This window comes from Streptomyces sp. NPDC005576 (assembly GCF_042871745.1).
GTDB lineage: Bacteria > Actinomycetota > Actinomycetes > Streptomycetales > Streptomycetaceae > Streptomyces.
The window spans coordinates 51631-75089 of sequence record NZ_JBIAJC010000018.1; the positions used below are offsets into that span (position 1 = coordinate 51631).

Sequence of the window (23459 nt, forward strand, 5' to 3'; positions counted from 1 at the left end):
GCCCGGGGGTGGTGGGGGGGGGGGGGGGGGGCCGGGGGGTTGGGCGCGGGGGGGGGGGGGGCCCCCCCCCCCCCCGGGGGGGGGGGGGCCGGCCCCCCCCGACCGGTTCAGTCGGCCCGACGTGCGCGAATCGCGGCGACCGCGCCGAGGACCGCGCCGACCGCCAGCACGAGCAGTCCGCGCAGCCAGACCTCGCCCTCCACCTGCGTGGCGAGCCCGACACAGGACGCGGCGCCGAGGAACGGTACGACGGTCGGCGCCCGGAAGTGGTCGTGGTCGACCGTGTCCCGGCGCAGCACCAGGAGCGCGGTGTTCACGATGAAGAAGACCACGAGGAGGAGGAGCACCAGGGTCGAGGCGAGCGTCGACACGTCACCGGTCAGCGCGAGGAGCAGCGCGAGGCCGGTGGTCAGGGCGATGGCGGCCCAGGGTGTACGGCGGCCGGGCAGTACCGCCGTGAGGAAGCGTGGCAGGAGTCCGTCCCGCGCCATGCCGTAGGCCAGCCGGGAGGACATGATGCCGGTGAGCAGGGCGCCGTTCGCCACCGCCACCAGCGCGATGGCGCTGAAGACCTCCGTGGGCACTCCGCCCGCGGCGCGCACGACCTCCAGCAGAGGTCCGCTCGACCCGGCGAGCCGCTCGGTCGGTACGGCCGCCGCGGCGACCGCTCCGACCAGGGCGTACACCGCACCGGCGGTGATCAGGGCGCCGAAGAGGGCGCGCGGGTACGAGCGGCGGGGGTTGAGGGTCTCCTCGGCGACGTTCACCGACGTCTCGAACCCGACGAAGGAGTAGTAGGCGAGGACCGCCCCGCTGAGCAGGGCCGCCACGGGTCCCTCGGTCGGGGTGCCCAGGTCGGTCAGCCTTCCGAGGTCCCCGTCCCCGCGCAGTACCAGCCAGGCGCCCAGCCCGATCACCAGCAGCAGGCCGCCGACCTCGATGACCGTGGCCACCACGTTGGCCCGCGTCGACTCACTGATGCCGCGCGCGTTGAGCAGCGCCAGCGCCGCCAGGAAGACGGTCGTCACGAGCACGACGGGGAGGGTGACGAACTCCGAGAGATAGTCACCACCGAACCCCCGGGCCAGGGCGGCCACCGACACCACGCCGGCAGCGAGCATGCAGAAACCGGCGAAGAACCCGGCGAACGGCCCGTAGGCCAAGGTCGCGTAGTGCGACGCGCCACCCGCGCGCGGGTACTTCGTGACCAGCTCCGCGTACGAGCAGGCGGTCAGCAGAGCCAGGCACAGGGCGACGAGCAGGGGCGCCCAGACGGCCCCCCCGGACTTGGCGGCGACTTCGCCGACCAGGACGTAGACGCCGGCGCCGAGAACATCTCCCAGGATGAAGAAGTAGAGCAGTGGGGTGGTGAGCGCCTTTCTCAGTGCTGTCGGCGAGCTCGCCGCCGAAGGAGCCGGGGGTGGGGTGGTGGGAGAGTGCTTCATGAGGTGCCGTATACCCGGGGAGTCGCCCCGCAGCGAAGCGATCCCCCGGATGCCGTGCGGTCCGCGTGGTCCTGCCGCACCCGCCGCACGGCCACGTGTACGGAAGTACCACCGGACACGAGCCGCTCCCGACGCGACTTCACCCCACCGGAGAGGGCACCCGGCACAGGGAGACAGACCCCGGACCGAGGAGAAGAGACCGCATGACCACCGACGGGACGCCCACCCCCGCCGCCCTGCTGCCCGCGCTGCGCACGTCCGTGGAACTGCTGCTCGCTTCGGCGACGGCCCTCGGCGACGGAGACGTACGAGCCCCCTCACTGCTCGAGGGATGGAGCCGCGCCCATGTGCTCACCCACGTGGCGCGCAGCGCCGACTCCCGGTGCCGGCTGCTCGCCGCGGCCCGGACGGGCGCCGACGTGCCCCAGTACGCCGACGAGGCCCATCGGGAACGAGAGATCGAGGCGGGTGCCGACCGGCCGGCCGCCGAGCTGGCCAAGGATCTCGGCACCGCCCTCCACCGGTTCCTGGAGGCCGCCGCCGACCATCCCGAGGACGCATGGGACGTACCGGTGCGCTGGCTCGGCGGGGGACTGCGGCCCGTCCGCGGCGCGGTCGGCAGCATGCTGCGTGAGGTCGAGGTGCACCACACCGATCTGCGGACCGGCCACCTGCCGGCGGACTGGCCCCCGTCGTTCGTGGCCCGGGAACTCACCGCCACGGCGGCGGAACTGGGCGGGCGCGTCGACGCCCCCGGCCTGGTGCTGCACGCCGAGGACGGCGGAGCGCCACCGTACCGGACCGGCGACGGCAACGGGCCGCGCGTGATGGGTCGGCAAGCGGACCTCCTCGGCTGGCTGACCGGCCGCACCGCCGGGGAGGGGCTGAAGGTCGATCCGCCCGGCCCGCTGCCGGCCGTACCGGCGTGGCGGAGCTGACGGGGCAGGCGCGCCGCGCGAGGAGGAGTCACGGTACCGACCCGAGGCGCCCCTGCCCCTCCGCCGCAGTAGCGGCGCGGCCCCCGCACGCGGATGCGGATGCGGCGGCTGCCGGGGGCCGGGTGGCCGGTGGAACGCTCAGTTCCGTGGAGCCGCGCCCCCCAGCCTCCGGGCACAGGAGAGGACGACGACGAGGGGCCAGAACGACTGGGCGAACGTGATGACGCGCTCGGCCGCTCCCGCGATGTCGAGGACGAAGAGCGCGAGCAGGAACCACGCCCCGCCCAGCCACATCAGGGTGGTCGCACCGACGGAAGGACCGGGCCGCAGGCCCCACGGAACGCTCCCTCCGGAGACCGGGACCAGCCGCCCCGGCGGGCGCCGCGCGGCGTCCCGTCGCGCGGCCAGCACCGGCCACAGCGCCAGGAGCGAGAAGCCCACCGTCACCACGACCCCGTGGGCGAACGACCCGCCGCTGACCGGCGCCGGGAAGAACGCCAGCAGCATCGCGGAGAGCCCGCCGCCCGCCAGCGCCACCCGGCCGAACGGTGCGGCGGGACGCAGCCCGCAGGCGGTGACCACATGACAGACTCCGAGCGCGACCAGCGCCGACGTCATCACCCAGTAGCCGCGCGTCCCGTCCGCGGCGAGGATGCTGATGGTGGTCGAGGCGGGGTCGTACCGGGGCCCTTCGAGTTCCGCCGAGACCGACCAGCCTCCGACGAGCAGGATCGGCGCGCACAACGAGGAGAAGAGAACCCACCAGGGGACGTATCGCATCGGTGAACGGTAGAACGGCCCCGGTCCGCGACTCCCGCTGTACACGCAGGTGGCAGCGGTGATCAGCCGGGCGGACGCCCGGCCCCGGTCCCGGCCCCGGTCCCGTTCCGCGAGGGGCCGGGGGCGGCTCCGGGGCCGCCCCCGGTTTCAGCGCACTTCGGCCTCCACGACGGTGCCGGCGAGGGACTCCCCGGCGGCGCCCGGAGCCGAGGCAGTGACGGGTTGCCTGGCGTCGGCCTCGTCGAGGAAGCCCCCCGACTGGTGCTGCCACAGCTTGGCGTAGGCGCCGCCGGTGGTGAGCAACTGCTGGTGCGTGCCCTGTTCGACGATGCGGCCCCGGTCGAGGACCACGAGCCGGTCCATGGTGGCGACGGTGCTCAGCCGGTGCGCCACCACGAGGGCGGTCCGGCCGTCCATGAGCCGCCACAGGGCGTCCTGGACCAGGATCTCGCTCTCGGAGTCCAGGGCGCTGGTCGCCTCGTCGAGCAGCAGGACCGGTGCGTCACGGAGGATCGCCCGGGCGAGTGCGACCCGCTGGCGCTGGCCGCCCGAGAGCTTCACCCCGCGCTCGCCCACCATGGTGTCGAAGCCCTCCGGGAGGGCGTCCGCGAACTCCGTGACGTGGGCCGCCTCGGCAGCCCGGCGGACCTCGGCCGCGGTCGCGCCGGGCCGGGCGAAGGCGATGTTCTCCCGCAGCGTGCGGTGGAACATCGCCGGGTCCTGCGGGACGTACGCGATCAGGCTGCGCAGGTCGGCCCGGCGCAGCTTGCTGATGTCCTGACCACCGATCAGGATGCGTCCGCCCTCGATGTCCGCCATCCGCAGCAGGAGCCGGGTGAGCGTGGTCTTGCCGCCGCCGGACCGGCCGACGAGACCGATCTTGGTGCCGCCGGCGACCTCCAGGTCGAGCCCGTCGAAGAGCGGTTTTCCGCCCGCGTGGGCGAAGGTCACCTTCTCGAAGCGGACGTCCGACCCCGCGCGCAGCAGCGGTTCGGGGCAGGGCGGGTCGACGACGGTGGGCGGCTCCAGCAGCAGTTCGGTGAATTGCGCGGCTTCCGTCATCGAGCTCTCCAGACGGCGGTAGATCTGATTGAACTCGAACATGATCCGCGTGGCGTTGGCGTAGTAGGTGAAGGCGACGATGATCGCCTCCACCCCGAGGCCACCGTCCGCCAGCGTGATGGCGAGCACCAGGCCCACCACATTGGTCAGTACGGAGAGCGGCGCCACCAGCGTGTCGATACGCAGGTTCCCGTAGTCCCACGAACGCACCATCAGCCGGGACAACTCCGCGACCCTGGAACGGTGTTCGGCGGCCTCGCGGTCCTCGGCGGCGAAGGACTGCACTGTCTCCATGTTCGTCAGGCTGTCGGCGACGTGGCCCGACACCCGGGCCACCGCCCGCTCGCGCTCGGCGACGATCGTCTGGCGGCGCCGGATCAGGGGCGTCACGATCAGCGCGGTGAGCACGATGAGTGTCAGGAGGCCGACGACGAGCATCGGGTCGTAACTCCACAGCACCACCGAGGCGAACGTCAGTGGGACGAGGCTGCCCATGACGGAGAACGTCAGGGTGTCGACGAACTCCTCGAAGCGGGACGCGAAACTCAGGACCCGCTTGGTCAGCGATCCGGCGAAGTTGTCGTGGAAGAACGAGGAGTCCTTGACGAAGATCTCGTCCATACCGGTGACGTAGAGGCGCGCGATACCCCGGCCTTCGAGACGGTTCAGACAGTGCAACCCGACCCGCCAGAGTGCCTCCGAGAGGAGCAGGACCCCGGCGAAGCCGAGGACGTACGGCAGCATCGGGCCGATGCCGATTCCTTCCCCGCCCTTCCCGGCCACGCGGCCGACGAGCTTGGCGACGATCAGCGGGGAGATGTAGTAGAGGCCGATGTTGCCCAGGGCCGGCAGCAGCAGGGCCGGTACCGACAGCCGTCGGAGGCGGGAGAGTTCCCGGGTGTAGTAGCGGAGGGCGAGGAGCACCGAGCCCTTGCTCGGTAGTCCGTCACCCGATTCGATTGATCCCATCGCGACCCGTTTCGTCCGGTGGTGAATGAGCAGACCGGAGTCTCCCGCAGCCGCCACCGCGAGGTCCAAGGGTTTTTGTCCAGTTCTGTCACCCGAGCGTGCTCCGGAACGAGCGTCACGGAGGCTCCGGAGGCTCTTTACGGAGTGGGTGCGCCACCCGCTCGGCAGGACGGCCACGGCGCTCGCCCGGTGCGGGGCCCGGACAGGACGTCGTGGGCCGCCGAAGGGCGCCGGGTGGTGCGTCGGCCCCCGAAACCACCGGCCGCGATGACCGGGTGCGTTTTGACGGTGGCTGTGTGTGGCCGAATGTGGTCGGTGCGGGGACCCCTCCCACGCTTTCCCACGACGGCGGCACTATCCTGCCGTCCATGATCACGGGCGGTCCGGCGGGCCGAAAAGCCACCCTGGCGGGGGAGAGCAGGCCGGAGCGCGCGCTGATCGCCGCCAGTTTCGTCAACCGGGTGGGCAACGGTCTCTTCAACGCGGCGTCAGCGCTCTATTTCACCCTGGTCGTGGGCCTGCCCGCGGTACAGGTCGGTGCCGCGCTCACGATCGCCGGAGTGATCGGCCTGTGCGCCGGGATACCCGGAGGCCATCTCGCCGACCGGCGCGGAGCACGCAGGGTCATGATGGTGGCCCTCACGGTCCAGGCGCTGTCGATGGCGGCCCTCCTCCTCGTCGAGAGCTGGGCCGCGCTCGCGGCCGTCGCGACGGTGGACCAGATCGCGGCGGCGGCCGGTGGGGCGGCCTGGGGCGCTCTGGTGGCCCGGGTCGGGGGTGACCGCCCCGCCCGGTTCCGGGCGAAGTTGCGCACCTTCGTCAACCTGGGCGTCCTCCTCGGAACGGTGGGTGCGGGGCTGGCGCTGGCAGCCGACAGCCGGAGCGCCTACGTCGCGCTGGTCCTCGGCAACGCCGCGAGCTTCGCCCTCTGCGCGGCGCTGCTGCTCCTGCTGCCCAGCTCTCCGGTGCGGGCCGCACCGCCACGCGAGCGTCGTCGGCCGGCTGTCACGGACCTCCCGTTCCTGACGTTCACCGCTCTCCACGCGGCCATGGGGCTGCAATACCCGGTGGTCTCCCTCCTCCTGCCGATCTGGATCTCCGAGCACACCGAAGCGCCGCGCTGGACGGTGGCCGCACTCTTCGCCGTCAACGCCGGCTTCTGTGTACTGACCCAGACCAGGATCGGCTCCCGGATCGAAACCCCGCACGACGGCGGCAGGGCGTTCCGCACCGCGGGCCTGCTCTTCCTCGTCAGCTGCCCGCTGATGGCGCTCGCGGCGTACACCCCCGTCCGGGCGGCAGTGGGACTGATCCTGGTGGCGGTCTTCGTCCACAGCCTGGGAGAGGTCTGGGAGTCGTCGGCGGGCTTCGCGCTGGGCTTCGGCCTTGCCCCCGACCATGCCCAGGGCCAGTACCAGGGTCTCCTCGGCCTCGGCTTCAACGCGGGCCAGGCACTCGCCCCCGCGCTCCTCACCACGGTGGTGCTCGGCCTCGGCACGGCGGGCTGGCTGCTGCTGGCGTTGTTCTTCGCGGCGCTGGGTGCCGCCGGCCCCCCTCTCGCCCGCTGGGGGACGCGGACCCGGCCGCAGCCGAGCGGCGCCGGGGAGGCGAAGGGATGACCAGGGACGGCCCGTGGTGCCGCGAGCGTCACTCGGGCGGCGATCCTCCCCACGCGCGTGACGCCTTCTCCGCGAGGCTCTCCGGTACGTCGCGCGGTCGGCTCACCCGACCGCCCCGTTCTTCTCGCCCGGTGCCTCCGCCTCCGCCCCGGAGGTGACCTGGTAGGACAACAACTGCTGGAACATACCTGGCTGTTGAGCGAGTTCGGCGTAGGTGCCCTCCTGGACCACCCGGCCCTCGTCGAGGACCACGATCCGGTCGGCCACGGCCACGTTGGTGATGCGGTGGGTGACCAGCAGCACCACCCGGTCCCGGGCCAGGTCGCGCAGCCGCTGGAAGATCCGGTACTCCGCGCGGGGGTCGAGGTTCGCGGTCGGCTCGTCGAGGACCAGCAGTCCGGCCTCGCGGAAGAAGGCCCGGGCCAGGGCGATGCGTTGCCACTGACCGCCGCTCAGTTCCTCACCGTTGAGCCACTCCCGGGCGAGGAGGGTGTCGAGGCCGGAGCCGAGTCTGTCGATGACCTCGTCGGCACCCGCGGCCTCGCACGCCTCGCGCACCGCCACGTCACCGCGCGCGGTGGGCTGCCCCTGGTTGACGTTCTCGCGCACGGTCAGCGGCCAGTGGGCGTAGTCCTGCGGCACCAGGGCGACCTGCTGCCACAGTGCCTGGGGGTCGGCGTCGCCGGTGGGCGTACCGTCCCACAGCACCTGCCCGTCGGTCGGCAGGTACAACCCGCTGACCAGCTTCGACAGCGTCGACTTCCCCGAGCCGTTGAACCCGACCAGGGCCGTGACCTCGCCGCGCCGCAGGGTGAGGGAGACGTCCGACAGCGCGTCGAGTTCCTTGCCGGCGTAGCGATGGGTGACCGAGGTGATTTCGATCGTCTTCGGCGGCTCGGGGCGGTGGGAGCCCCGGCGCATGCGGTAGCCGCCGGCCTTGTCCAGGAAGCCGCTCCAGTCGTCCATGTACAGGCCCGTGCGGACGGCACGCGCACCGACGGCCACCAGACCCCGGACCGACTGGCCCACCGTCTGCAGGGCGAAGACCGCAGTCCCCGCGTGCCCGACGGTGATACGGCCCGTGGCCAGCAGCCACGCGACCGCGGCCCACACGAACGCCGATCCGAGGCCACCGCACACCGCGCCGACCAGGGACATACGGGCGCCCTGGTCGGCCGCCTCCCGGTCCTCACGGTTGATCCGGGCGACGGTCTGCCGGTAACGGCCGGACAGGAAGCCGCCCATGGTGCCGGCCCGGATCTGGTCGGCCGCGTCCTTGGTGTAGATGTGCCACCGCAGCACGGACAGCATCCGCTGGTCGCCGTTGCTGCGGAGGTTGGCGAGGTAGCGCACCCGGGCGGCACTGACCTGGGCCAGCGCCTGGGGGAGGCTGGCCGCCACCAGGAGCGGCAGGAGGACCCGGTGCACGCCGGCCAGGACGACCGCCCCGGCGAGAAAGCTGGCGGCGGAGGCGATGAGGTCCTGGCCCTCGTCGATCAGGTCGCCGGTGACCTGCGCCCCCCGGTCGGCGGCCTCACGGTCCCGGTTGAAGGCGGGGTCGTCGTAGGCGCGCAGTTCCACCTCGGCGCAGCCGGTGAGCAGCATCTGCTCGGCCTCGCGCGACATGAGCGGGCCGAGCCGGGAAGAGAGCCAGCTGACGGTGATCCCCAGCAGGGCGCGTGCCCCGGAGGTACCGGCCAGCAGGACGACGGACGGCCACGCTTCGAGGAGCCGGTCGTAGACGTCCCCGCCGGTGAGCAGGGCGGTGAGGGTGCCGCTGATGGCGACCAGACCGAGGGCCTGCAGCACTCCGGCGACGACCTGGCAGAGCAGGAGGCCGGTGGTCGCGCGCCGGTCGACCCGCCAGGCGAGGGCCAGCGAGCGGCGCACCAGCTGGGGCAGCCGCCGTGCCATGTCGCGCATCCGGATGGACCTGCCCGCCGCTTCACGGCTGCCGGTCAGGTCGACGTACCGCATCTGCGGCTCGTCGGCGCCCGGTCCGGTGCCGGTGCCGTCACCGGGGTTGTTGCCGCGCGCCTGATCGGGCGCCGCGGGGGTCGGGGCGGACCGGGGTGATCCGGGAGTGGTGCGCGGCCCCGGGACGCCCTCCTTCGACGCGTCGGCGGACTCGCTCATGCGGTCCACCTCGTGTCCACGCGTACGGAAGCGGAAGCGGAAGCGGTGGGGTATGTACCGCCCACGCCGGGGCGCTTCCCGGAGCCTCCGCACCGGCGCGCGGGGACGGAGGGCGGGACGTGCTCGAGAGCCGGGGGCAGTGGGTGGCGATGCCGTGCGGTGGTCATGAGAGTCCCCTTTGGTGGTCGTCCGGCCGGGTTCGTGGGGCCTAACGACAGGGGCGAAACTTCGAACGCGTGTATTTCGGTCGCGGCCGGACCCCGGAGGGCCGCGGGTGCGCGCGCATGCGGGTTACATCCATCCGTGCACCGCAAGGGGCCATGCCTGGGGCGGAGTTGGCCGAAACGCCGACAACCCGCCGTGCGCTCCCCGAAGAGGGGCGGCGGGCTGTCGACGCCATCAGGACGGACCGGTCGAGCGGGTCGGGCGCGTCAGGTGGTGGCCACCGCGAAGATGTGGATGATGCCGCCGCTCGTGGTGGGGGGGAGGGTCACGCTCGCCAGCCGCTTGCCGGCTTGGAGGGCGATCGGGGCGGAGGAGAACACCTCCGTGCCCACCGGATCCTTGCCGCCGCCCTGGACGTCGCGGTACGTGGTGTGGACCGCGACCGTGTTGCCGTACGACGGCTGCTGGGAGCCGCCACCGAGCGTCCAGTCGCTGAAACCGATGTCGGCCTGCTGCGTGGTGCCGTCGGTGTACGTCAGCGTCAGCCTGCCGCTCGCCGCGCCCTCGGCCGCGCTGCCCAGCAGGCTCAGCTTGGTGTCGCTCTCGGCGGAAGGAACGTTGAGCACCTGCGGGGTGGTGCCGGTCACCTCGATGTTGTCGGGGTCGCCGGCGCCCACCTCGGGCCAGACGAAGTCGAAGCCGTTGGACGAGACCGTACCGCCCGGCGTCGTGCCCGCCGCGGCGAGCGCGGCGGCCGAGTAACTCCAGCCCTCACCGTCGAAGTCGGCCTGCGGGTTCGTGTCGTCGGTGGAGATGGCGGTGCTGTTGCGGTTCCACAGCACACCGTTCTTCTCGGCCACGGTCACCGCGACCGAGGTCTTCGGGAGCTCGGTGCCGTCGGACGACTTCAGCGTCACCGGGATCGTGTAGTGGCCCTCGGCTGTCTCCGCACCGGCCGACACGGTGAGCTTCGCGCTCACCGAACCGCCCGCCGGTACGGTGAAGTCACCTTCCGCGGGCGTGACGGTGACTCCGGCCGGAGCCGCCGCCGTCCAGTGCACCGCGGTGGCCATGGTCTCCAGGGTCTGCACCCTGACAGTGGTCTCCGCGCTGCCCGACCCTGGCACGGTCTTCACCAGCTCGGGGGTCGTGCCGGTGAAGTACTTGACGCCGCCACCGGGGAAGGACGGCGGGGCGTCGGCCGCCGCGCTGCCCCAGGAGGTGTCCGCCGTCGCGCCGAGCGTGTAGTCCAGCGTGCCGCCACGGGTGACGAACGAGGCCGGGACCCAGGGCTTGTCGGACGTGCGGCCGTCGACCTTCAGGCCGTGGATGTAGGTGTTGGCCGACGAGGCGGCCGGCGCCTTGATCGTGATCGTCTTCCCGTGTCCGGTGTGCACCACGGCGTGCGGGAAGAGCGGAGCGGTGAGGACCAGGTCGGCCCGGCTGGGGTTCTGCGGGTACATGCCCAGCGCCGAGAAGACGTACCAGGACGACATGGTGCCGGCGTCGTCGTTGCCGGGGATGCCACCCGGGGCGTCGGTCCAGAGCTGGTCCAGCTCGGCGCGGACCGTCTCCTGCGTCTTGTACGGGGCGCCCAGGTAGTCGTACAGGTACGGGGCGTTGATGTCGGGCTCGTTGGTCGGGTCGTAACGGGTGGCGTCCTCCGCCGTGAAGTCGAACTTCCCGTCCGGGGTACGGAAGAAGGCCTCCAGACGCTTCATCGCCGCGCCCTTACCGCCCATCGCGCTCGCGAGCCCGGCGATGTCCGAGTAGACCATCCAGGTGTACCGCGCGCTGGAACCCTCGACGAAGCCGGTGCCGGTGCCGGGTGTGAAGGTGCCCGCCCAGGTGCCGTCGGCCTTGCGGTCGCGGACGTAGCCGCCGTCGGCGGTGGCGTTGGCGTCGAAGACGTTCGACCAGTTGCCGGAGCGCTCCAGGAACGTGGCGGCGTCGGCGGTCCTCCCGATCTGCCGGGACAGCTCGGACAGGCCGTAGTCGGCCGCCGCGTCCTCCAGCGTCTCGGCCGCACCGCCCCAGCAGTGGCAGCCGTCCGCCGGTACGTAACCGAGCTCCAGGTACTTGTCGAGCGCGGGCCGCTGGCCGACGCACTCGACGTTGCAGCCCGCACTGTCGGAATCGTTCGCCGTCGGTACCGTGGCCGCCGTCACCAGCGACTTCCAAGCGCCCTTGACGTCGAAGTCGTGGCCGCCGAAGGCGTAGATCCCGGCGAGTGCCGCGTCGGACGGGTCACCGGACATCACGCTGGTCTTGCCGTTCTCCAGCAGCCAGCGGTCCCACTCGCCGCCGTTCTGGCTCGCGTAGTTGTAGAGGGACTGCGCGTAGTCGCTGCCCGCCCGGGGGTTGATCAGGGTCATCAGCTGCACCTGCGCGCGGTACTGGTCCCAGCCGGAGAAGGTGCCGTACTGCGCCCTCTGCCCCTTGGCGAGGCGGTGCGGCTTGCGGTCGGAGCCGAGATAGCGTCCGTCCACGTCGCTGGTGAGGGTGGGTTCCAGCATGGAGTGGTAGAGCGCGGTGTAGAAGATGGACCGCTGGGCGTCGGTACCGCCGCCCACCTCGATCGTCCTCAGCGCCTTGTTCCAGGTCTTGGCAGCCTGCTTCTTGACGGAGTCGAAGGTCGCGTGGCGCCCGTTCTCCGCGCGGAGGTTCTCCTCCGCGTTCTGGGGACTGACATAGGAGACGGCGACCTTGGCCTGCGCGCTGGTGGTGCCGTCGGCGAAGGTGATGTACGCCCCGGAACCCTTGCCCGCCACGGGGTTGCCGGACGAGCTGTACCCCGTACCGCCGGAGGCGGAGGTGGACCCGGGTGCGACGGTGCCGTCCGTCCAGGTACCGACCTTCGCGAAGTCCTTGTCGAAGTGGGCGGTGAAGTAGAGCGTGTACAGGTCCTTGCGGTTGTTCGCACTCTGCGGACCGCAGAAGTTGCCCGCCGTGACGGAGCCCGTCACCGTCCGTCCGGCCTTGTCGATCCTGACGGTGGCGGCGGTGCTGCCGCTCTCCGAGTTCGAGGTGCGGAAGAGCATGCTGGCGGGCTTGTCCGCCGGGAAACCGAACTGCCCCGTCCCGGTGCGGGCCGTCGTGGTGAGCGCCGCCGAAGCGCCGTCGGCCAGGCCCACCTTGTAGTAACCGGGGGTCGCGGTCTCGTCGGCGTGCGAGAAGCCGCTCGCGTACTTCGCGTCGGTGGTGTCCGAGGTGGGCGAGGTGTCCACGTCACCCACGTACGGCATGATCGGGATGTCACCGTTCGCGCCGGAGCACCCGACACCGTTCAGGTGGGTCAGGCTGAAGCCGCGGATCTTCGTCGCGTCGTACTGGTAGCCGCCGGGAGCGGGGGTCGAGACCTGCTTGCCCCGCGAGTTCTGCGGGCTCCAGGCCAGCATGCCGAACGGCTGTACCGCACCTGGATAGGTGTTGCCCGCGTTCGCGGTGCCGATCAGCGGGTGGACGTACGACACCGGGTCCTTGACGGTGGTGTACGAGGTTGCTGCCGACGCGGGGGCGGCTGTGGCGGCGAGCCCGAGTGCGGCCATGGCGGTCACCGCGACGCAGCTGACAACTCTCAGCCCGGGGTGGGTCCGACGGTTGTGCGTGTCTGACACCGATCCTGCCCTTCCTGTGTGACGGACGGTCAACGGGCGGGAGCGGGAGCACCGTTGCCTGCGCGGGCGACCCTGTCCCGACAACGTTGTCAACGACGGGAGGATGCTCCTCCTGCCAGACCGGAGGTGTCAAGGCCCCTGCGGATCTTGCGCCCGCGCTCCCGGTGGAGGGGCGCCGCTCCCGGTCACGGGTTCACGCGCGCTCCATCAGGGCGGTCAGGTCCGCGAAAGCCGTACGGACCGCGTGCGGGTTCTCCAGCCACGGGAAGTGGCTCGCGTTCTCGACCGTTCGCCGCAGTACGTGGGGCCGGTCGTACGCGGCGTCCTGGTACCAGAGGCTCTGGTCGACCACACGGTCCTGGCCGCCACTGACGACCAGCGTCGGCACACTGCCGGCGGCCGGTGTCCAGCGCGCCCGGTAGGTGCCATCGAAGTGGGTGTCGGCCCAGGCCACCGCGTCCTGGCAGTAAGGCAGGTCCTCCAGCACCGCGCGGCCGGCGGCCAGAGCTGCCGGAGTGAAGTTCCACGCCGCTGCGGTCAGGGTGAGTGCGCGCAGCGTCCGGTCGTTCGGGTCCTGTCCGTAGGCGGCGGCCGCCTCTTGGAGTCCGGGCAGCGGATGGGCCAGGGCCCACTGCGCGAAGGTCTCGCGCCAGCCGGCGTGGGGTGCGCTGCTGACCAGGGCCATGCCGGCCAGTCGGCCTTCCAGCTCGGGTGTGGCCAGCATGAACATCCCACCGGTGGAATGACCGACCATGACCACGTCGTCCAGTTCGTCCGTCGTCTCGGCCAACACCTGCGGCCAGAGCTCGTACGGGCTTTCAGGAATCTGCGGCCCACCGCGGTTGGAACCGTCCCCCGGCAGGTCGACCAACCAGACCGTGCCCGGCACCTCGACCGCGCGGGCCAACCCCAGCAAGGACTCCGAGCCCAGACCCGGGCCACCAGGGACGAACAGCCAGTTCCGCGTCCCCTCCGTGCCCGAGACGCGACGCAACCGGACCCCCGACCGAGTCCAACGCTCCTGACCTGGCAAGCCCACGGCGGCCGCACCTTTCCCGTCGATCACCGAGCACAACATCGGAACCATATGCCTGAAGCATCCGCAGCCGCACACCACTTCCCGGGTGGAGCGCAGCCGGGAAGTGCCCTTCGGGGAGCGCACATGTTCCGGCGAACCTGCGTCGGGCAGCGGCTGAACAGCATGGGTTCGCAGGGGGAGAGGCGAGCCGGCAGACGGACGTATCCTGCGGGCCATGACGGCGACATACGTGTTGGACGGGACCCGCGTGAGGACCCTGGAAGACTTCTGGCGGATCGTTGGTGAGGCGGTCAACGGTCCTGGAGGCTACTTCGGCAGGAACCTGGACGCTCTCGCCGACTGCCTCAGCGGTGGCCTCGGACACCCCGACGACGGTGACTACGTTGTCGAATGGCGTGACCACCAGGCGTCTCGTGAGAATCTCAGCTATCCGGAGACGGCTCGCCAGCTGGAGATTCGCCTCTCCCGGTGCCATCCCTCGAACCGTCCTGCTGTCAGTGCGGAACTGGCTGCGGCGCGTACGGGGCAAGGACCTACCGTCTTCGACTGGCTGATCGAGATCTTCGAGGAGCGGGCCCCCGGCGTCCTACAGCTTCAGTAGCCACCCAGTCCGTCTTCACCGCACGGCCCTCGCGAGACGTGGACGTCGGGGGACCCTCCGCCAGACATGCCTTCTCCGAGCGCAGGGCGGCGTGACAGGGGGTCCGGAACAGCCCATGGTCCCCGGGCCGCAGGTCCGTACGTGCGAGCGATGGCGAATCGTGGGTCTTGACACCGATGTTCGGCGGTGACCGCAGCCTTCCCGCAGCCGACCCACGCGCGGGATCGAGCTCTATGGCTGGAGGTCGCGCTGGTACCAGGTGCCTGACGTGCCGCCGAGATCGGCCGGGGTGGCCGGGCCGACCGGGACGAACCCGGTCTTGGCCAGGACTCTCCGGGACGCGGCGTTGTCGTGGGAGGTGGCCGCCCGCAGTATGCGCAGGCCGTGCCGCGCTGTCCCCGTCCGGCACAGCTCCCGGACGGTCGCGGTCGCCACGCCGCGGCCGGCGGCCCGCTCCGCGACCCGGTAGCCGAGTCTGGCAGCTCCGTCCTCCACGTCGTACAGGTTGAACCTGCCGAGGACCGACCCGTCCTCGCCGACGAGCACGTAAAAGGCGCAGATTCCGGCCTCCTGCTCGGCCAGCGAGGCGCTGTACCGGTCGGTGAAGCGGTCGAAGAAGTCGTCGCCGCGGTCGGAGACCGAGGCGGCGAAGTAGGTGCGGTTCGCCAGCTCGAAGGCCAGGACCGCCGGGGCGTGGCCGGCATGCAGCCGCTTCAACTCGGGCACCGCCCGACCCTACCCACGTCGTGCGCCGAGGCCATCTGAGTTTCCGCCCGTGGCAGACAGCTCACGACCAAGGCACAAGGCGATCTACGGCTCGAGCGTTGCGGGACAGTCCTACGCCGGGTCCGGCGGCGGACGTCGGAGAGCGGGAAGGACAGAGCGGCCGGCGTGGGCCTCCGCCGGCATGGCTGGTCCGCGCCCGAGGAACCGTCTTCCGGAGTCCGTGCGAGGACGGAGAGTTCGCGTGGCGAGACGCGGCCCCGGCTCCGCGGGGCCGCTCACTCCCGCCCTCACCCGTGGGAGAGGGCGAACGACAGGAGGAAGCCGCTGGTGGTGACCAGCCCGCTCGCCAGATGTGTGTCCTCGAACGCCTCCGGGATCATCGTGTCCGCGATCATCGCCAGGATGGCCCCGGCGGCCACGGCGGTGACGTAAGCCGTCACCAGGGGAGACAGCCCACCGACCACCACGTACCCGAGGACCGCCGATACGGTGCAGGCCCCGGCTATGGCGCTCCACACCCCGAAGACGTACCCCTTGCTGCGCCCGGCCTCGCGCATGCCTGCCGAACTCGACAGGCCCTCCGGGATGTTGCTGATGAAGACGGCGGCCACGGTCACCAGGCTCACCGTTCCGCCGTCCGTCAGCCCGACGCCGATGACCGCGGACTCCGGTACGCCGTCCAGCAGTGCGCCGAGCGCCAGCGCCATGCCGGAGCCCGCCTGCTGGGCCTCGCTGGGCTGGGACCGGCTCACCCCGGACCTCTTGCGGTGCCGGGCGCCGTGCCGGGCGAGCACGATGTTCCCCACCGTGTAGAGCACCGCCCCGGCAGCGGTCCCGAGCACGGCTGGAGTCAGCCCCGACTGGTCGTACGCCTCGCCCAGCAACTCGAAGGAGACGGCGGAGAGGAGCACACCCGCTCCGAAGGCCATCACCGAGGCGACCAGCCAGTGCGGCAACCGCCACGCGTACCCGACCCCGGCCCCGAGAAGGAGCGCCGAACCGGCCAGGAAACCCCAGCCACCTGCTTCCACGACTTCGATCATGGCCCGCCCCTACCCGCCCCTCGGGTGCCGTACGACCATGGGAGCGTAAAGCGGATTCTCGGAGCACGGGCTCTCAGGGCGACCGGGTCAGCTCCTTGAGCAGCTGCCTCGTCTCCACCAGGAGCTCCCCGCCGACGGCCGCCGCCGCGCCCTCCTGCCGGCGGAACGTGCCGGCCAGTGCGCGCAGGGAGACTTCTGCGTCCTCGGCCGCAGGCTCGTCGCGCTCCGGGGCCGAGCCGCCGAAGGACCGTGCGCCCGCCTGGGCGCAGAGACGCGCCGCCTGATCCAGTACGTCCGCCAGCTCGGTGAGGAAGTGCGGGGACGGCCCCGGGAGCTCCGGGTCACTGCCGCCGATCCCGCTCAACGTGCGCGTGACGGCGAGGACGCGTGCGGACACCCGCCCCCACCGCATGTCCTCCGAGACGGGTGGGGGCGGCGGGCCCACCCGCCGCAGCCGCCTGGCGGGATTCAGCCGGGCTCCTTCCATCGCCCAGGTGCGGGCCTCCGTCACCCCCTGCAGCGACAGCGCCAGGCGCGTGGCCTCCCCGTGCCAGTTCTCCGCACCGTCGAGTCCGTCCTCCTCGCGCAGGCCGCGCGCCATGGTGCCGAACAGGTCCGAGGTGCCCCGGGCGAAGTGGCCGAGCCGGTCGCGGACACTGCGCAGGTGCACGGGGGGCAGGACCAGCGCGTTGACCGCGATACCCACCGCCGCTCCGATCAGGGTCTCCAGGAGGCGGTGGCCGACCGTGGAGGCACTGGACGAACCGGCGGTGATCACGAAGAGTGCGGTGGTGGCCCCGAAGATGCCCTGGTTCCCGAACCTGCGGTAGTTCCCGAGCAGGGTCATGAACGGGACGGTGAGCAGCATCGCGGGCATGGTCTGGTCCCGTGTGATCGCCATGGCCGCCGAGGCCCACACCGTGCCGAGGGCGATGACCGCGCACTGCTGGAGGCCCCTGCGCAACGACTGGTACACCGTGCCGCAGACCAGGGCGACGGCCGTCCAGGGTGCCAGCAGCGCCATCGGCGCATGGAACCACCATCCCGTCAGCGCCCACGCGGCGATGGCCGCCGCTGCGGCCTTGAGGGACTGGACGAGCGTGTCCCGCTCCGGACCGGCCTCTTCGAAGGCGCTGTGCACGGACCGGCGCACGACCTTCCACTCGCGCCCCGCCCACCGCACCGCGGCCGACCACCGCACGTTCCACACCAACCCGCACACTCCCTCCCGGGCGCCCGCCCGCGTTTCCCGGCACTCGTTCTCTCGTGCCCCCGTGTCGTGGGGGAAACCGGGGACACCTCGCGCGGGACACCACCGGCAGGAGCACAGCCTCCCGTGCGTCCGGCGACCGGGCCGGCCCACGTTCACTCACACAGCATCGGCCGACGCGGCACCACCGCGGACGGATCACCAGGCGGCGTACGGGGGAGCGCGGTCGGTACCGCGGGGTCTATCTCCAGTCGGCCTTCCCGTTGCCGGATGGCCGTGGCCGGGCGAAAGACTCCCGGCAGGCTCGACGGAGAAGGCCGCCGGACTATCCCCCGTCCCGCCCTGCCGCGCGGCAGGGCGGGACGGGAGAGGGGCGCGGGTCAGGCGCGTGGAGGAGAGGATCGCGTCGCGTTCCCGGTTCACGGGGTGTGGCGCTGCGGCTGTCTGCCGGTACTCCTCCGAAAAGTCGCATTCGGAGAACAGCAGAGCGCCGGGGAGACGGGCGAGGCCGAGCCGGGAGAGCCCGGAGAGGGCCGCGTCGTGGACATGGGCCCTCTCCAGCACCACCAGCGGCTGTAGAGGGCGCGCGAAGTCCGGTTGTCGTCGGCCGGTGGGCGCCACCGGATCGCCGTACGCGATCAGGGCGTCGGCGCGCAGTCGGCCGACGACGAACAACAGGATCTTGCAGCCCGGGAGGGGGCGGTCGACGCGCCCACGCCCGGCGCGTGGCTCAGGGCTCCGTGGTGATGGGCTCCGTGGTGATCGTCGCTCATGGCCACAGCAGTTCGTGCCGCCAACCGCCGTCTGCGGCATCCCTGTGGTACCGCACCCGGTGGTGCACGCGATCCGTGCTCGCCTCCCAGAACTCCACCCCAGTGGGCTCGATCGCATACAGCGTCCAACTCAGGGGGCAGGGAACCTCGTCCGGATAGAGCCCTCCGAGGCGCTCGAACTCGTCGAAGGCGGTTCGGCGATCGGGCAGCGGCCCCGGCCGGTGCAGATGCGCGGAGAGCCTGGATCCGCGTCCCCGCGCGGCGAAGTCGCTTTCGGAGGCGTCCCGGTACTGCGGGGACGCCGTACCCGTGATGCGTATCTGCTGCCCGGTGGCAGGCCAGTGGAAATGGGCGGCGACCCGCGGATTCGACGCGACGTCGAGCCCCTTCGGGCTGTCCGCGGGGGTGGCGAAGTACAGGCGGTCGGAGTCGATGTCCTTCACCAGCAGGACCCGGCTCGACGGAGTTCCCTCGGCGTCGACCGTACACAGGCTCATCGCGTGCGGCTCAGGCTGCCCGACGGCGTGGGCGGCGAAAATCCATTCAGCCACGACCGGAAGGGGATTGGCCGGAAGGTCGGATTCCTCGAAGTGTTTCTGTGTCACCTCGGCGAAGACGGGAATACCTCTGAGCCTGTCTCGTACGGCTTCGGTCATTTTTCGGACATCTGCCTTTCGTGTGGACTGTGCCGGACGTGCGCATTTATGATCCCAGGTGCGTTCCGGGTGGCACAGCATTCTCTGGGGATGGACATGATGTATGCCGACGTGTCCGGCTGTTCATGACGTCAACCCCTGGTAGGGCGCCCCGGACCGGAACGGTCTGTGGGCGACAAAGGCCTGTGCCGTCGGGTCGGCCGTCGAAGGTATGCGCGCTCGGTGTTTTTCGCCGTTTCAAGATCTATCGAAGTCCTGAAGCTGTCAAGAGTGGTCCTGACGGCTCATTCCATTCCCTGGGCAGCGCCTTGCGTTCGCCGGCCGGGGTCTGCTCATATGGCAGGCGTGACGCTGGCGAGTGCCTTGAACGACCGAGAAGAGGTGTGTCGGCCACCCTGAACGTCGGCTTACTGCTCAACGCCGCCTTCGCCGCCTCGATGAGCGTGAGGGGCCGGGGCCAAGGGCCATCGCTTCTACGAATGGGCCGTCATCGACCTCGCCGACCCCCGCCCCGGGAGTCGGCAGCTGCTGTCCGCCGCGACCGCGGCACCGGCGAACTCGCTTACTACCGCTGCTACTCGCCCGCATCCGTGCCGCTGACCGTGCTGGTCACAATCGCGGGATCAAGGTGGCGGGTGGAAGAGTTCTTCCAGTCGGGAAAGGGCCTGGCCGCACTCGACGAGCACCAGGTCCGCTGCTATACCTCCTAGTCCCGCTGGGTCACCCTCGCCATGCTCGCGCACGCCTTCCTCGCGCACGCCTTCCTCGCCGTCGTACGCGCGGACGAGCACACCCGCCCCGTACCCGATGCCCTCATTCCGCTCACCTGCAACGAGATCCCGCGCCTGTTCATCACCCTCGTCGTCCGACCCGTCCACGACACAGCCCACCGGCTCGGTCGGTCACACTGGCGGTGCCCCCGCCAGGCCCGATTCCAGGCCGGCCACTACCGGCAGCAAGCCACTCGGGCATGAAGATCACGATTTACGGCTGGAGTACTGACCTCGATCTTTCGTGACTGCCTGCTGGTTCTCCGGTGGGCCGTTTTCGTTTGTTGGAGTGGTGGTGGGCAGACGGGTGGCCCGGCTGTCGCGTCGGGTGGGCGTCGGGCTCCACGGCCCCGGTGGGTGGTGCTGTTCGCAGGGACGGGAGTTGCTGGTCAGCCGGGATCGGGCAGGGACGTAAGTCGTTGGATCGCGGCGGTGATGAGGTAGGTCCAGGGCCAGTGGTGGGCGAATCCAAGGTGCCGCCGCACCTGTCACCCCGAGCGCGCTTGATGTTTCCCGGTGCTGTTCCCCTCTGAGCGCTTCCGTGCCGAAGCGGGACGATCGGGAGCCTCTCGCGTGCTCACGGGGCGTACAGCGCTTCGCGCGATCCGGGGTGCCCCGGCAGCTTCCTGGCCGCCTGCCGCGGCTCGTCTCCGGCGCCGGCGTCCTCGTCCTTCCCGTCGCGAGCTCTGCTGGTGGACGGTCACGTGACTCCCAGGGCAAGCGTCACGGTCAGGAGGGTCCGGGCCGTCCGGCGTGCTCGGATCGGCACGGCTTCATGGCGCCCGGCATTGACTGTCCCGCCGCCCGCCACCTCTAAACGGATGGTTCATCCATTTGTGTGCTAGCGTCCTATCAAGCGGATGAACTATCCGAATATCTGGGTGGAGGGGCACACATGAGAAAGACAGCTGTGGTCACAGCAGGCACGGCCGGCATCGGACTGGAGACGGCCCTGGGACTGGCCGATGCCGGGTTCTCGGTAACCGTGGTCGGACGCAACGCCGACCGCGGTACCCGGGCGGTCGAGCGAATCAACGCTACGAACCCGATGCATCCCGGACGGTTCCTGTCCGCCGACCTCGGCTCGCTCGACCAGGTGCGCGTGCTCGCCGACCGGATCGCCGCTGAGCACGCCGCCTCCGGCGACCCGCTGACCGTGCTGGTCAACAACGTCGGGGCGATGTTCCCGCAGCGACAGACCCTGGATGGCATCGAAGCGTCGTTCGTCGTCAACCACCTGTCGCCCTACCTGCTGACGGAACTGCTGCTGCCCACGCTGACCGGCGGGGCGCCGAGCAGGATCGTGAACGTGACCTCGGGCGCGGTCGGGCTCGCGAAGAGGGCCTTCGACGCCGTCGAGCCGCCCGGCGGCTACTACGGCTTCCACTGGTACGGTCGCGCCAAGCTCGCCAACCTCGCCTACACGCTCGACCTGGCGAACCGACTGGAGGGCACGGCCGCCTCCGTCTTCGCCGCCGACCCGGGAGGCGCCGCGACCGACATGACCAACGGCACCCTGACCGACCCGAAGGTCGTCTCACCTGCCCTGCGACTGCTGTGGCCGCTGGTGCGCCGCAAGTTCGAACGCTCCACGTCGGGTCCGGCGTCCGTGGCTGCCCGGTCCTCGATCGTCGCCGCCACCGACGCAGCCCTCGCGGGCCGGACCGGTATCGTCATCGGGGCCCAGACGCACCCGGTGACGCCGCTGCGCGCGGCGACCGACCCCCACCTCGCCCGGGACGTGCGCCGGCTCAGTGAACGGTACGCACCTCTCACCGTCATCTGCCCCCCCCAGACGGTGGGAGTGCTGTCGGCGGCACCAGCGGATGAAGAATCCGGTTAGCATGTCCCCCATGACGATGCCCCTGCGCAAGGACGCGGCCCGCAACTGGGACCGGATCGTGGCGGTCGCCCGTGCCTTGGTCGACCAGGGCGCACCCCTGCAGCTGAACGACGTCGCGGGCCGCGCCGGACTCGGAGTCGGCACCGTCTACCGGCACTTCGCCACCCCCGAGGCGCTACTGGAGACCGTCGCCACCCCCTGCCTGGAAGCGCTGGCTGACCATGGCCGGCAAGCTCTGACCGGCACCGACCCCTGGCGCGCCTTCGAAGGTTTCCTGTTCCGCACTGTCGAAGCGCAGGTCACCGACGCGTCCCTCGCCCCGGTGTGCGCGGCAGCTACCGACACCCTGCCGCGCACCACGGAACTCAAAGAGACGCTTCGGTCGGTCGGCACCGCACTCCTCGGCCGGGCTCGCGATGCCGGAACGGTCCGACGTGACCTGGCCGCCACCGACCTCGTCCCGCTCATGTGCGGCATCGCCTACGCCGTCAACGTCCACGGCGGCAAACCCGCCGACCGGCTCGATGCAGCACACCGCTACCTGGCCACACTCCTCGAGGGCCTGCATACCACGCCACAGCAGGCGTGAGAACACCGACCGCGCCCCGACCGGGGTGATCCCTGCCTGCCGCCACGACCTGCCTGGCGCACCGGTCTGCGATCGCCATCCCCCTGGGGAATCGTGACCACGAGGGGGGGAATTTCGTGACGCGGAAACGGCCAAAGGTGAGGGAGTCCGTGACTGTTGACAGGGTGCAAGGGCCGCGGAGGGGTGCAACGCCGGGCGCTGCCCAGGTCGTCCGGCGCGCGGTGCGGCATTCACCCGCCCCGAGCGGCACACGGGTGCTGCACGGAAGCAGGGCCGGCCTCACCGGTGCAGCGCGGATGGCCCCTGCACCGGAGGCAGCGACGGGGGGGGGGGGGGGGGGGCGGGGGGGGGGCCCCCCCCCCCCCCCCCCCCCCCCCCCCCCGCCGCGTTCCCTCCCCCGTCCGTGCTCCCCGCTCCGTCCGTGCTCCCCGCTCCGTCCGNNCGGCGTCCTCTCCCGCCGCCGTACCGTCTGACCCACCCGGGCCCACCGTCCGGCCGTGGGGGGGGGGGGGGGCGCGCGCCCCGCCCCCCCCCCCGCCCCCCCCCCCCCCCCCCCCCCCCCCCCCCCCCCCGTCGCTGACGAAAGTGCCCCTGCTGCACTTTCCTGTGTACCAGGGGCACATTGCGCAGGCAGGTATCACTCGGGGGTAATAGTCGGCGCGCCCGCGTTGGTGCTGCTCTCGGCGCCTGCTGCCTGCGCGTTTCCCTGCCAGGGGAACGATGTGACGCCCCTCCCGCGACTTGGCGGATTCCAGTGGGCGTCGCACCACAGAGGGCGTGAAGGCGCAGTCAGGGTAGATGGTGCTCGGTCGTTGACGAAGGCCGGGCCGGGACGCGAGTGCGTGGGCTGGAAACCGGTCCCCGATATCGTGGCCATTCCGCGCAATGGCTCGGCCAGGAGTTGGTGAGCCGAGAGGAGGGCAAGTGATTGCTGTGACTCGTTTGGTCACCTATGTCGACTTGGATGAGGTTGCCACGGACGCTCAGCGCACGTCGGTGACTGCACGGCTTGAGGCTGTACTCGAAGATGACCGCAGTGTGGTGCTGCTGGATGACCGGGGGTGGTGGTGGACCTCATCGGCTCCAATGGGCACCCAGTCGCACTTCTCGGCCGAAGAACTCGAGGACGAGGCCCGGATGGTTGTCGGGCCGGACGAGCCGGTCGGTGGCGAAACCACCGAGCAGGCGGCGGCTGACCACTGGAACTCCCTGGCCGACATTCTCACGCGGCAGGGCGTGGATGTGGAAGCGCAGGAGCTGGCCGGGCTTTCGCATGACGTCGTGCTGAGTGAACACCTGCGAGCACGGATGCGGGACCAATGAGGGGCCTTGACTCCGAGTTCGGAACACGGGGTATGCGGCTGGCGCGAACGTAGTTGATTTCAGCCTGGAGGCCGTTTCATGGGCGATCGGGTTGCGGGGTCCGAAGCGGGCATGACGGCGTCTTGGGTTGTAGCGGTTCAGCCGGTGCAACGCGT

The 23459-nt window shown here is 71.2% G+C and carries 16 protein-coding genes and 1 pseudogene; 7 read left to right on the forward strand and 10 right to left on the reverse strand.

All coding sequences use genetic code 11. From position 1 onward, the window contains the following. Positions 1-107: 107 nt before the first annotated feature. Positions 108-1445, reverse strand: coding sequence for an APC family permease (locus tag ACFYPN_RS28120; protein ID WP_358760535.1), 1338 nt, complete (start codon positions 1443-1445; stop codon positions 108-110). Positions 1446-1648: 203 nt separating this feature from the next. On the opposite strand from ACFYPN_RS28120, the gene ACFYPN_RS28125 reads away from it, so the two are divergent. Further along, complete coding sequence (locus ACFYPN_RS28125) at positions 1649-2383, forward strand: maleylpyruvate isomerase family mycothiol-dependent enzyme (RefSeq protein WP_389302036.1); 735 nt, start codon at positions 1649-1651, stop codon at positions 2381-2383. A 138-nt stretch (positions 2384-2521) separates the two neighbouring features. Here ACFYPN_RS28125 and ACFYPN_RS28130 read toward each other — a convergent pair whose 3' ends face one another. Both ACFYPN_RS28130 and ACFYPN_RS28135 read right to left on the reverse strand, forming a co-directional pair. Continuing rightward, positions 2522-3163 (reverse strand): DUF998 domain-containing protein, encoded by a 642-nt coding sequence (locus tag ACFYPN_RS28130; protein WP_358760533.1) that lies wholly within the window; start codon positions 3161-3163, stop codon positions 2522-2524. Positions 3164-3310: 147 nt separating this feature from the next. Further along, positions 3311-5194 carry an ABC transporter ATP-binding protein gene (locus ACFYPN_RS28135; protein WP_389302039.1) on the reverse strand — a complete coding sequence of 628 codons (1884 nt, stop codon included), beginning with the start codon at positions 5192-5194 and terminating at the stop codon, positions 3311-3313. Positions 5195-5562: 368 nt separating this feature from the next. Here ACFYPN_RS28135 and ACFYPN_RS28140 point away from each other — a divergent pair, with 368 nt between their 5' ends. After that, entirely contained in the window at positions 5563-6813 is a 1251-nt protein-coding gene (locus ACFYPN_RS28140; RefSeq protein WP_389302041.1) for an MFS transporter, read from the forward strand. Between the two features lie 102 nt (positions 6814-6915). Here ACFYPN_RS28140 and ACFYPN_RS28145 read toward each other — a convergent pair whose 3' ends face one another. The 3 genes from ACFYPN_RS28145 to ACFYPN_RS28155 all read right to left on the reverse strand — a co-directional run bounded on the left by ACFYPN_RS28145 (position 6916) and on the right by ACFYPN_RS28155 (position 13986). Continuing rightward, positions 6916-8790, reverse strand: coding sequence for an ABC transporter ATP-binding protein (locus tag ACFYPN_RS28145; RefSeq protein ID WP_389302168.1), 1875 nt, complete (start codon positions 8788-8790; stop codon positions 6916-6918). A gap of 590 nt (positions 8791-9380) precedes the next feature. Next, entirely contained in the window at positions 9381-12662 is a 3282-nt protein-coding gene (locus ACFYPN_RS28150) for a GH92 family glycosyl hydrolase (RefSeq protein ID WP_389302171.1), read from the reverse strand. A gap of 262 nt (positions 12663-12924) precedes the next feature. Beyond that, on the reverse strand, positions 12925-13986 hold the full coding sequence (locus tag ACFYPN_RS28155; RefSeq protein ID WP_389302044.1) for an alpha/beta fold hydrolase: 1062 nt from the start codon (positions 13984-13986) through the stop codon (positions 12925-12927). On the opposite strand from ACFYPN_RS28155, the gene ACFYPN_RS28160 reads away from it, so the two are divergent. Then, the gene (locus tag ACFYPN_RS28160) at positions 13985-14371 is read left to right on the forward strand and encodes a barstar family protein (RefSeq protein ID WP_389302046.1); all 387 of its coding nucleotides are present in this window, start codon (positions 13985-13987) and stop codon (positions 14369-14371) included. The two genes, ACFYPN_RS28155 and ACFYPN_RS28160, sit on opposite strands and share 2 nt — an antisense overlap. 231 nt (positions 14372-14602) lie before the next feature. Here the strand turns inward: ACFYPN_RS28160 and ACFYPN_RS28165 are convergent, their stop codons facing one another. The 4 genes from ACFYPN_RS28165 to ACFYPN_RS28180 form a co-directional block, all read right to left on the reverse strand. Beyond that, positions 14603-15097, reverse strand: coding sequence for a GNAT family N-acetyltransferase (locus tag ACFYPN_RS28165; protein WP_389302049.1), 495 nt, complete (start codon positions 15095-15097; stop codon positions 14603-14605). Between the two features lie 287 nt (positions 15098-15384). Further along, positions 15385-16140 carry a ZIP family metal transporter gene (locus ACFYPN_RS28170; RefSeq protein WP_389302050.1) on the reverse strand — a complete coding sequence of 252 codons (756 nt, stop codon included), beginning with the start codon at positions 16138-16140 and terminating at the stop codon, positions 15385-15387. 73 nt (positions 16141-16213) lie between these two features. After that, entirely contained in the window at positions 16214-17350 is a 1137-nt protein-coding gene (locus ACFYPN_RS28175) for an FUSC family protein (RefSeq protein WP_358760600.1), read from the reverse strand. A gap of 769 nt (positions 17351-18119) precedes the next feature. Then, complete coding sequence (locus tag ACFYPN_RS28180) at positions 18120-18779, reverse strand: pyridoxal 5'-phosphate synthase (RefSeq protein WP_389302053.1); 660 nt, start codon at positions 18777-18779, stop codon at positions 18120-18122. Between the two features lie 447 nt (positions 18780-19226). Between ACFYPN_RS28180 and ACFYPN_RS28185 the strand changes: the two are divergent. The 4 genes and pseudogenes from ACFYPN_RS28185 to ACFYPN_RS28200 all read left to right on the forward strand — a co-directional run. After that, a pseudogene (locus ACFYPN_RS28185) lies at positions 19227-19753 on the forward strand (IS701 family transposase); the annotation flags it as partial. 691 nt (positions 19754-20444) lie between these two features. Then, positions 20445-21392 carry an SDR family NAD(P)-dependent oxidoreductase gene (locus ACFYPN_RS28190; protein ID WP_389302056.1) on the forward strand — a complete coding sequence of 316 codons (948 nt, stop codon included), beginning with the start codon at positions 20445-20447 and terminating at the stop codon, positions 21390-21392. 10 nt (positions 21393-21402) lie between these two features. Further along, positions 21403-21981, forward strand: a complete 579-nt coding sequence (locus ACFYPN_RS28195) for a TetR/AcrR family transcriptional regulator (RefSeq protein ID WP_358766276.1) — start codon at positions 21403-21405, stop codon at positions 21979-21981. Between the two features lie 924 nt (positions 21982-22905). Continuing rightward, complete coding sequence (locus ACFYPN_RS28200; RefSeq protein WP_358765779.1) at positions 22906-23304, forward strand: hypothetical protein; 399 nt, start codon at positions 22906-22908, stop codon at positions 23302-23304. Positions 23305-23459 lie beyond the last annotated feature (155 nt).

Bases quoted from the DNA above. Each gene is read 5' to 3' on its own strand.
- ACFYPN_RS28120 (WP_358760535.1), bottom strand. From the start codon at position 1,445: ATGAAGCACTCTCCCACCACCCCACCCCCGGCTCCTTCGGCGGCGAGC.
- ACFYPN_RS28125 (WP_389302036.1), top strand. From the start codon at position 1,649: ATGACCACCGACGGGACGCCCACCCCCGCCGCCCTGCTGCCCGCGCTG.
- ACFYPN_RS28130 (WP_358760533.1), bottom strand. From the start codon at position 3,163: ATGCGATACGTCCCCTGGTGGGTTCTCTTCTCCTCGTTGTGCGCGCCG.
- ACFYPN_RS28135 (WP_389302039.1), bottom strand. From the start codon at position 5,194: ATGGGATCAATCGAATCGGGTGACGGACTACCGAGCAAGGGCTCGGTG.
- ACFYPN_RS28140 (WP_389302041.1), top strand. From the start codon at position 5,563: ATGATCACGGGCGGTCCGGCGGGCCGAAAAGCCACCCTGGCGGGGGAG.
- ACFYPN_RS28145 (WP_389302168.1), bottom strand. From the start codon at position 8,790: ATGCGGTACGTCGACCTGACCGGCAGCCGTGAAGCGGCGGGCAGGTCC.
- ACFYPN_RS28150 (WP_389302171.1), bottom strand. From the start codon at position 12,662: ATGGCCGCACTCGGGCTCGCCGCCACAGCCGCCCCCGCGTCGGCAGCA.
- ACFYPN_RS28160 (WP_389302046.1), top strand. From the start codon at position 13,985: ATGACGGCGACATACGTGTTGGACGGGACCCGCGTGAGGACCCTGGAA.
- ACFYPN_RS28155 (WP_389302044.1), bottom strand. From the start codon at position 13,986: ATGGCCCGCAGGATACGTCCGTCTGCCGGCTCGCCTCTCCCCCTGCGA.
- ACFYPN_RS28170 (WP_389302050.1), bottom strand. From the start codon at position 16,140: ATGATCGAAGTCGTGGAAGCAGGTGGCTGGGGTTTCCTGGCCGGTTCG.
- ACFYPN_RS28180 (WP_389302053.1), bottom strand. From the start codon at position 18,779: ATGACCGAAGCCGTACGAGACAGGCTCAGAGGTATTCCCGTCTTCGCC.
- ACFYPN_RS28190 (WP_389302056.1), top strand. From the start codon at position 20,445: ATGAGAAAGACAGCTGTGGTCACAGCAGGCACGGCCGGCATCGGACTG.
- ACFYPN_RS28195 (WP_358766276.1), top strand. From the start codon at position 21,403: ATGACGATGCCCCTGCGCAAGGACGCGGCCCGCAACTGGGACCGGATC.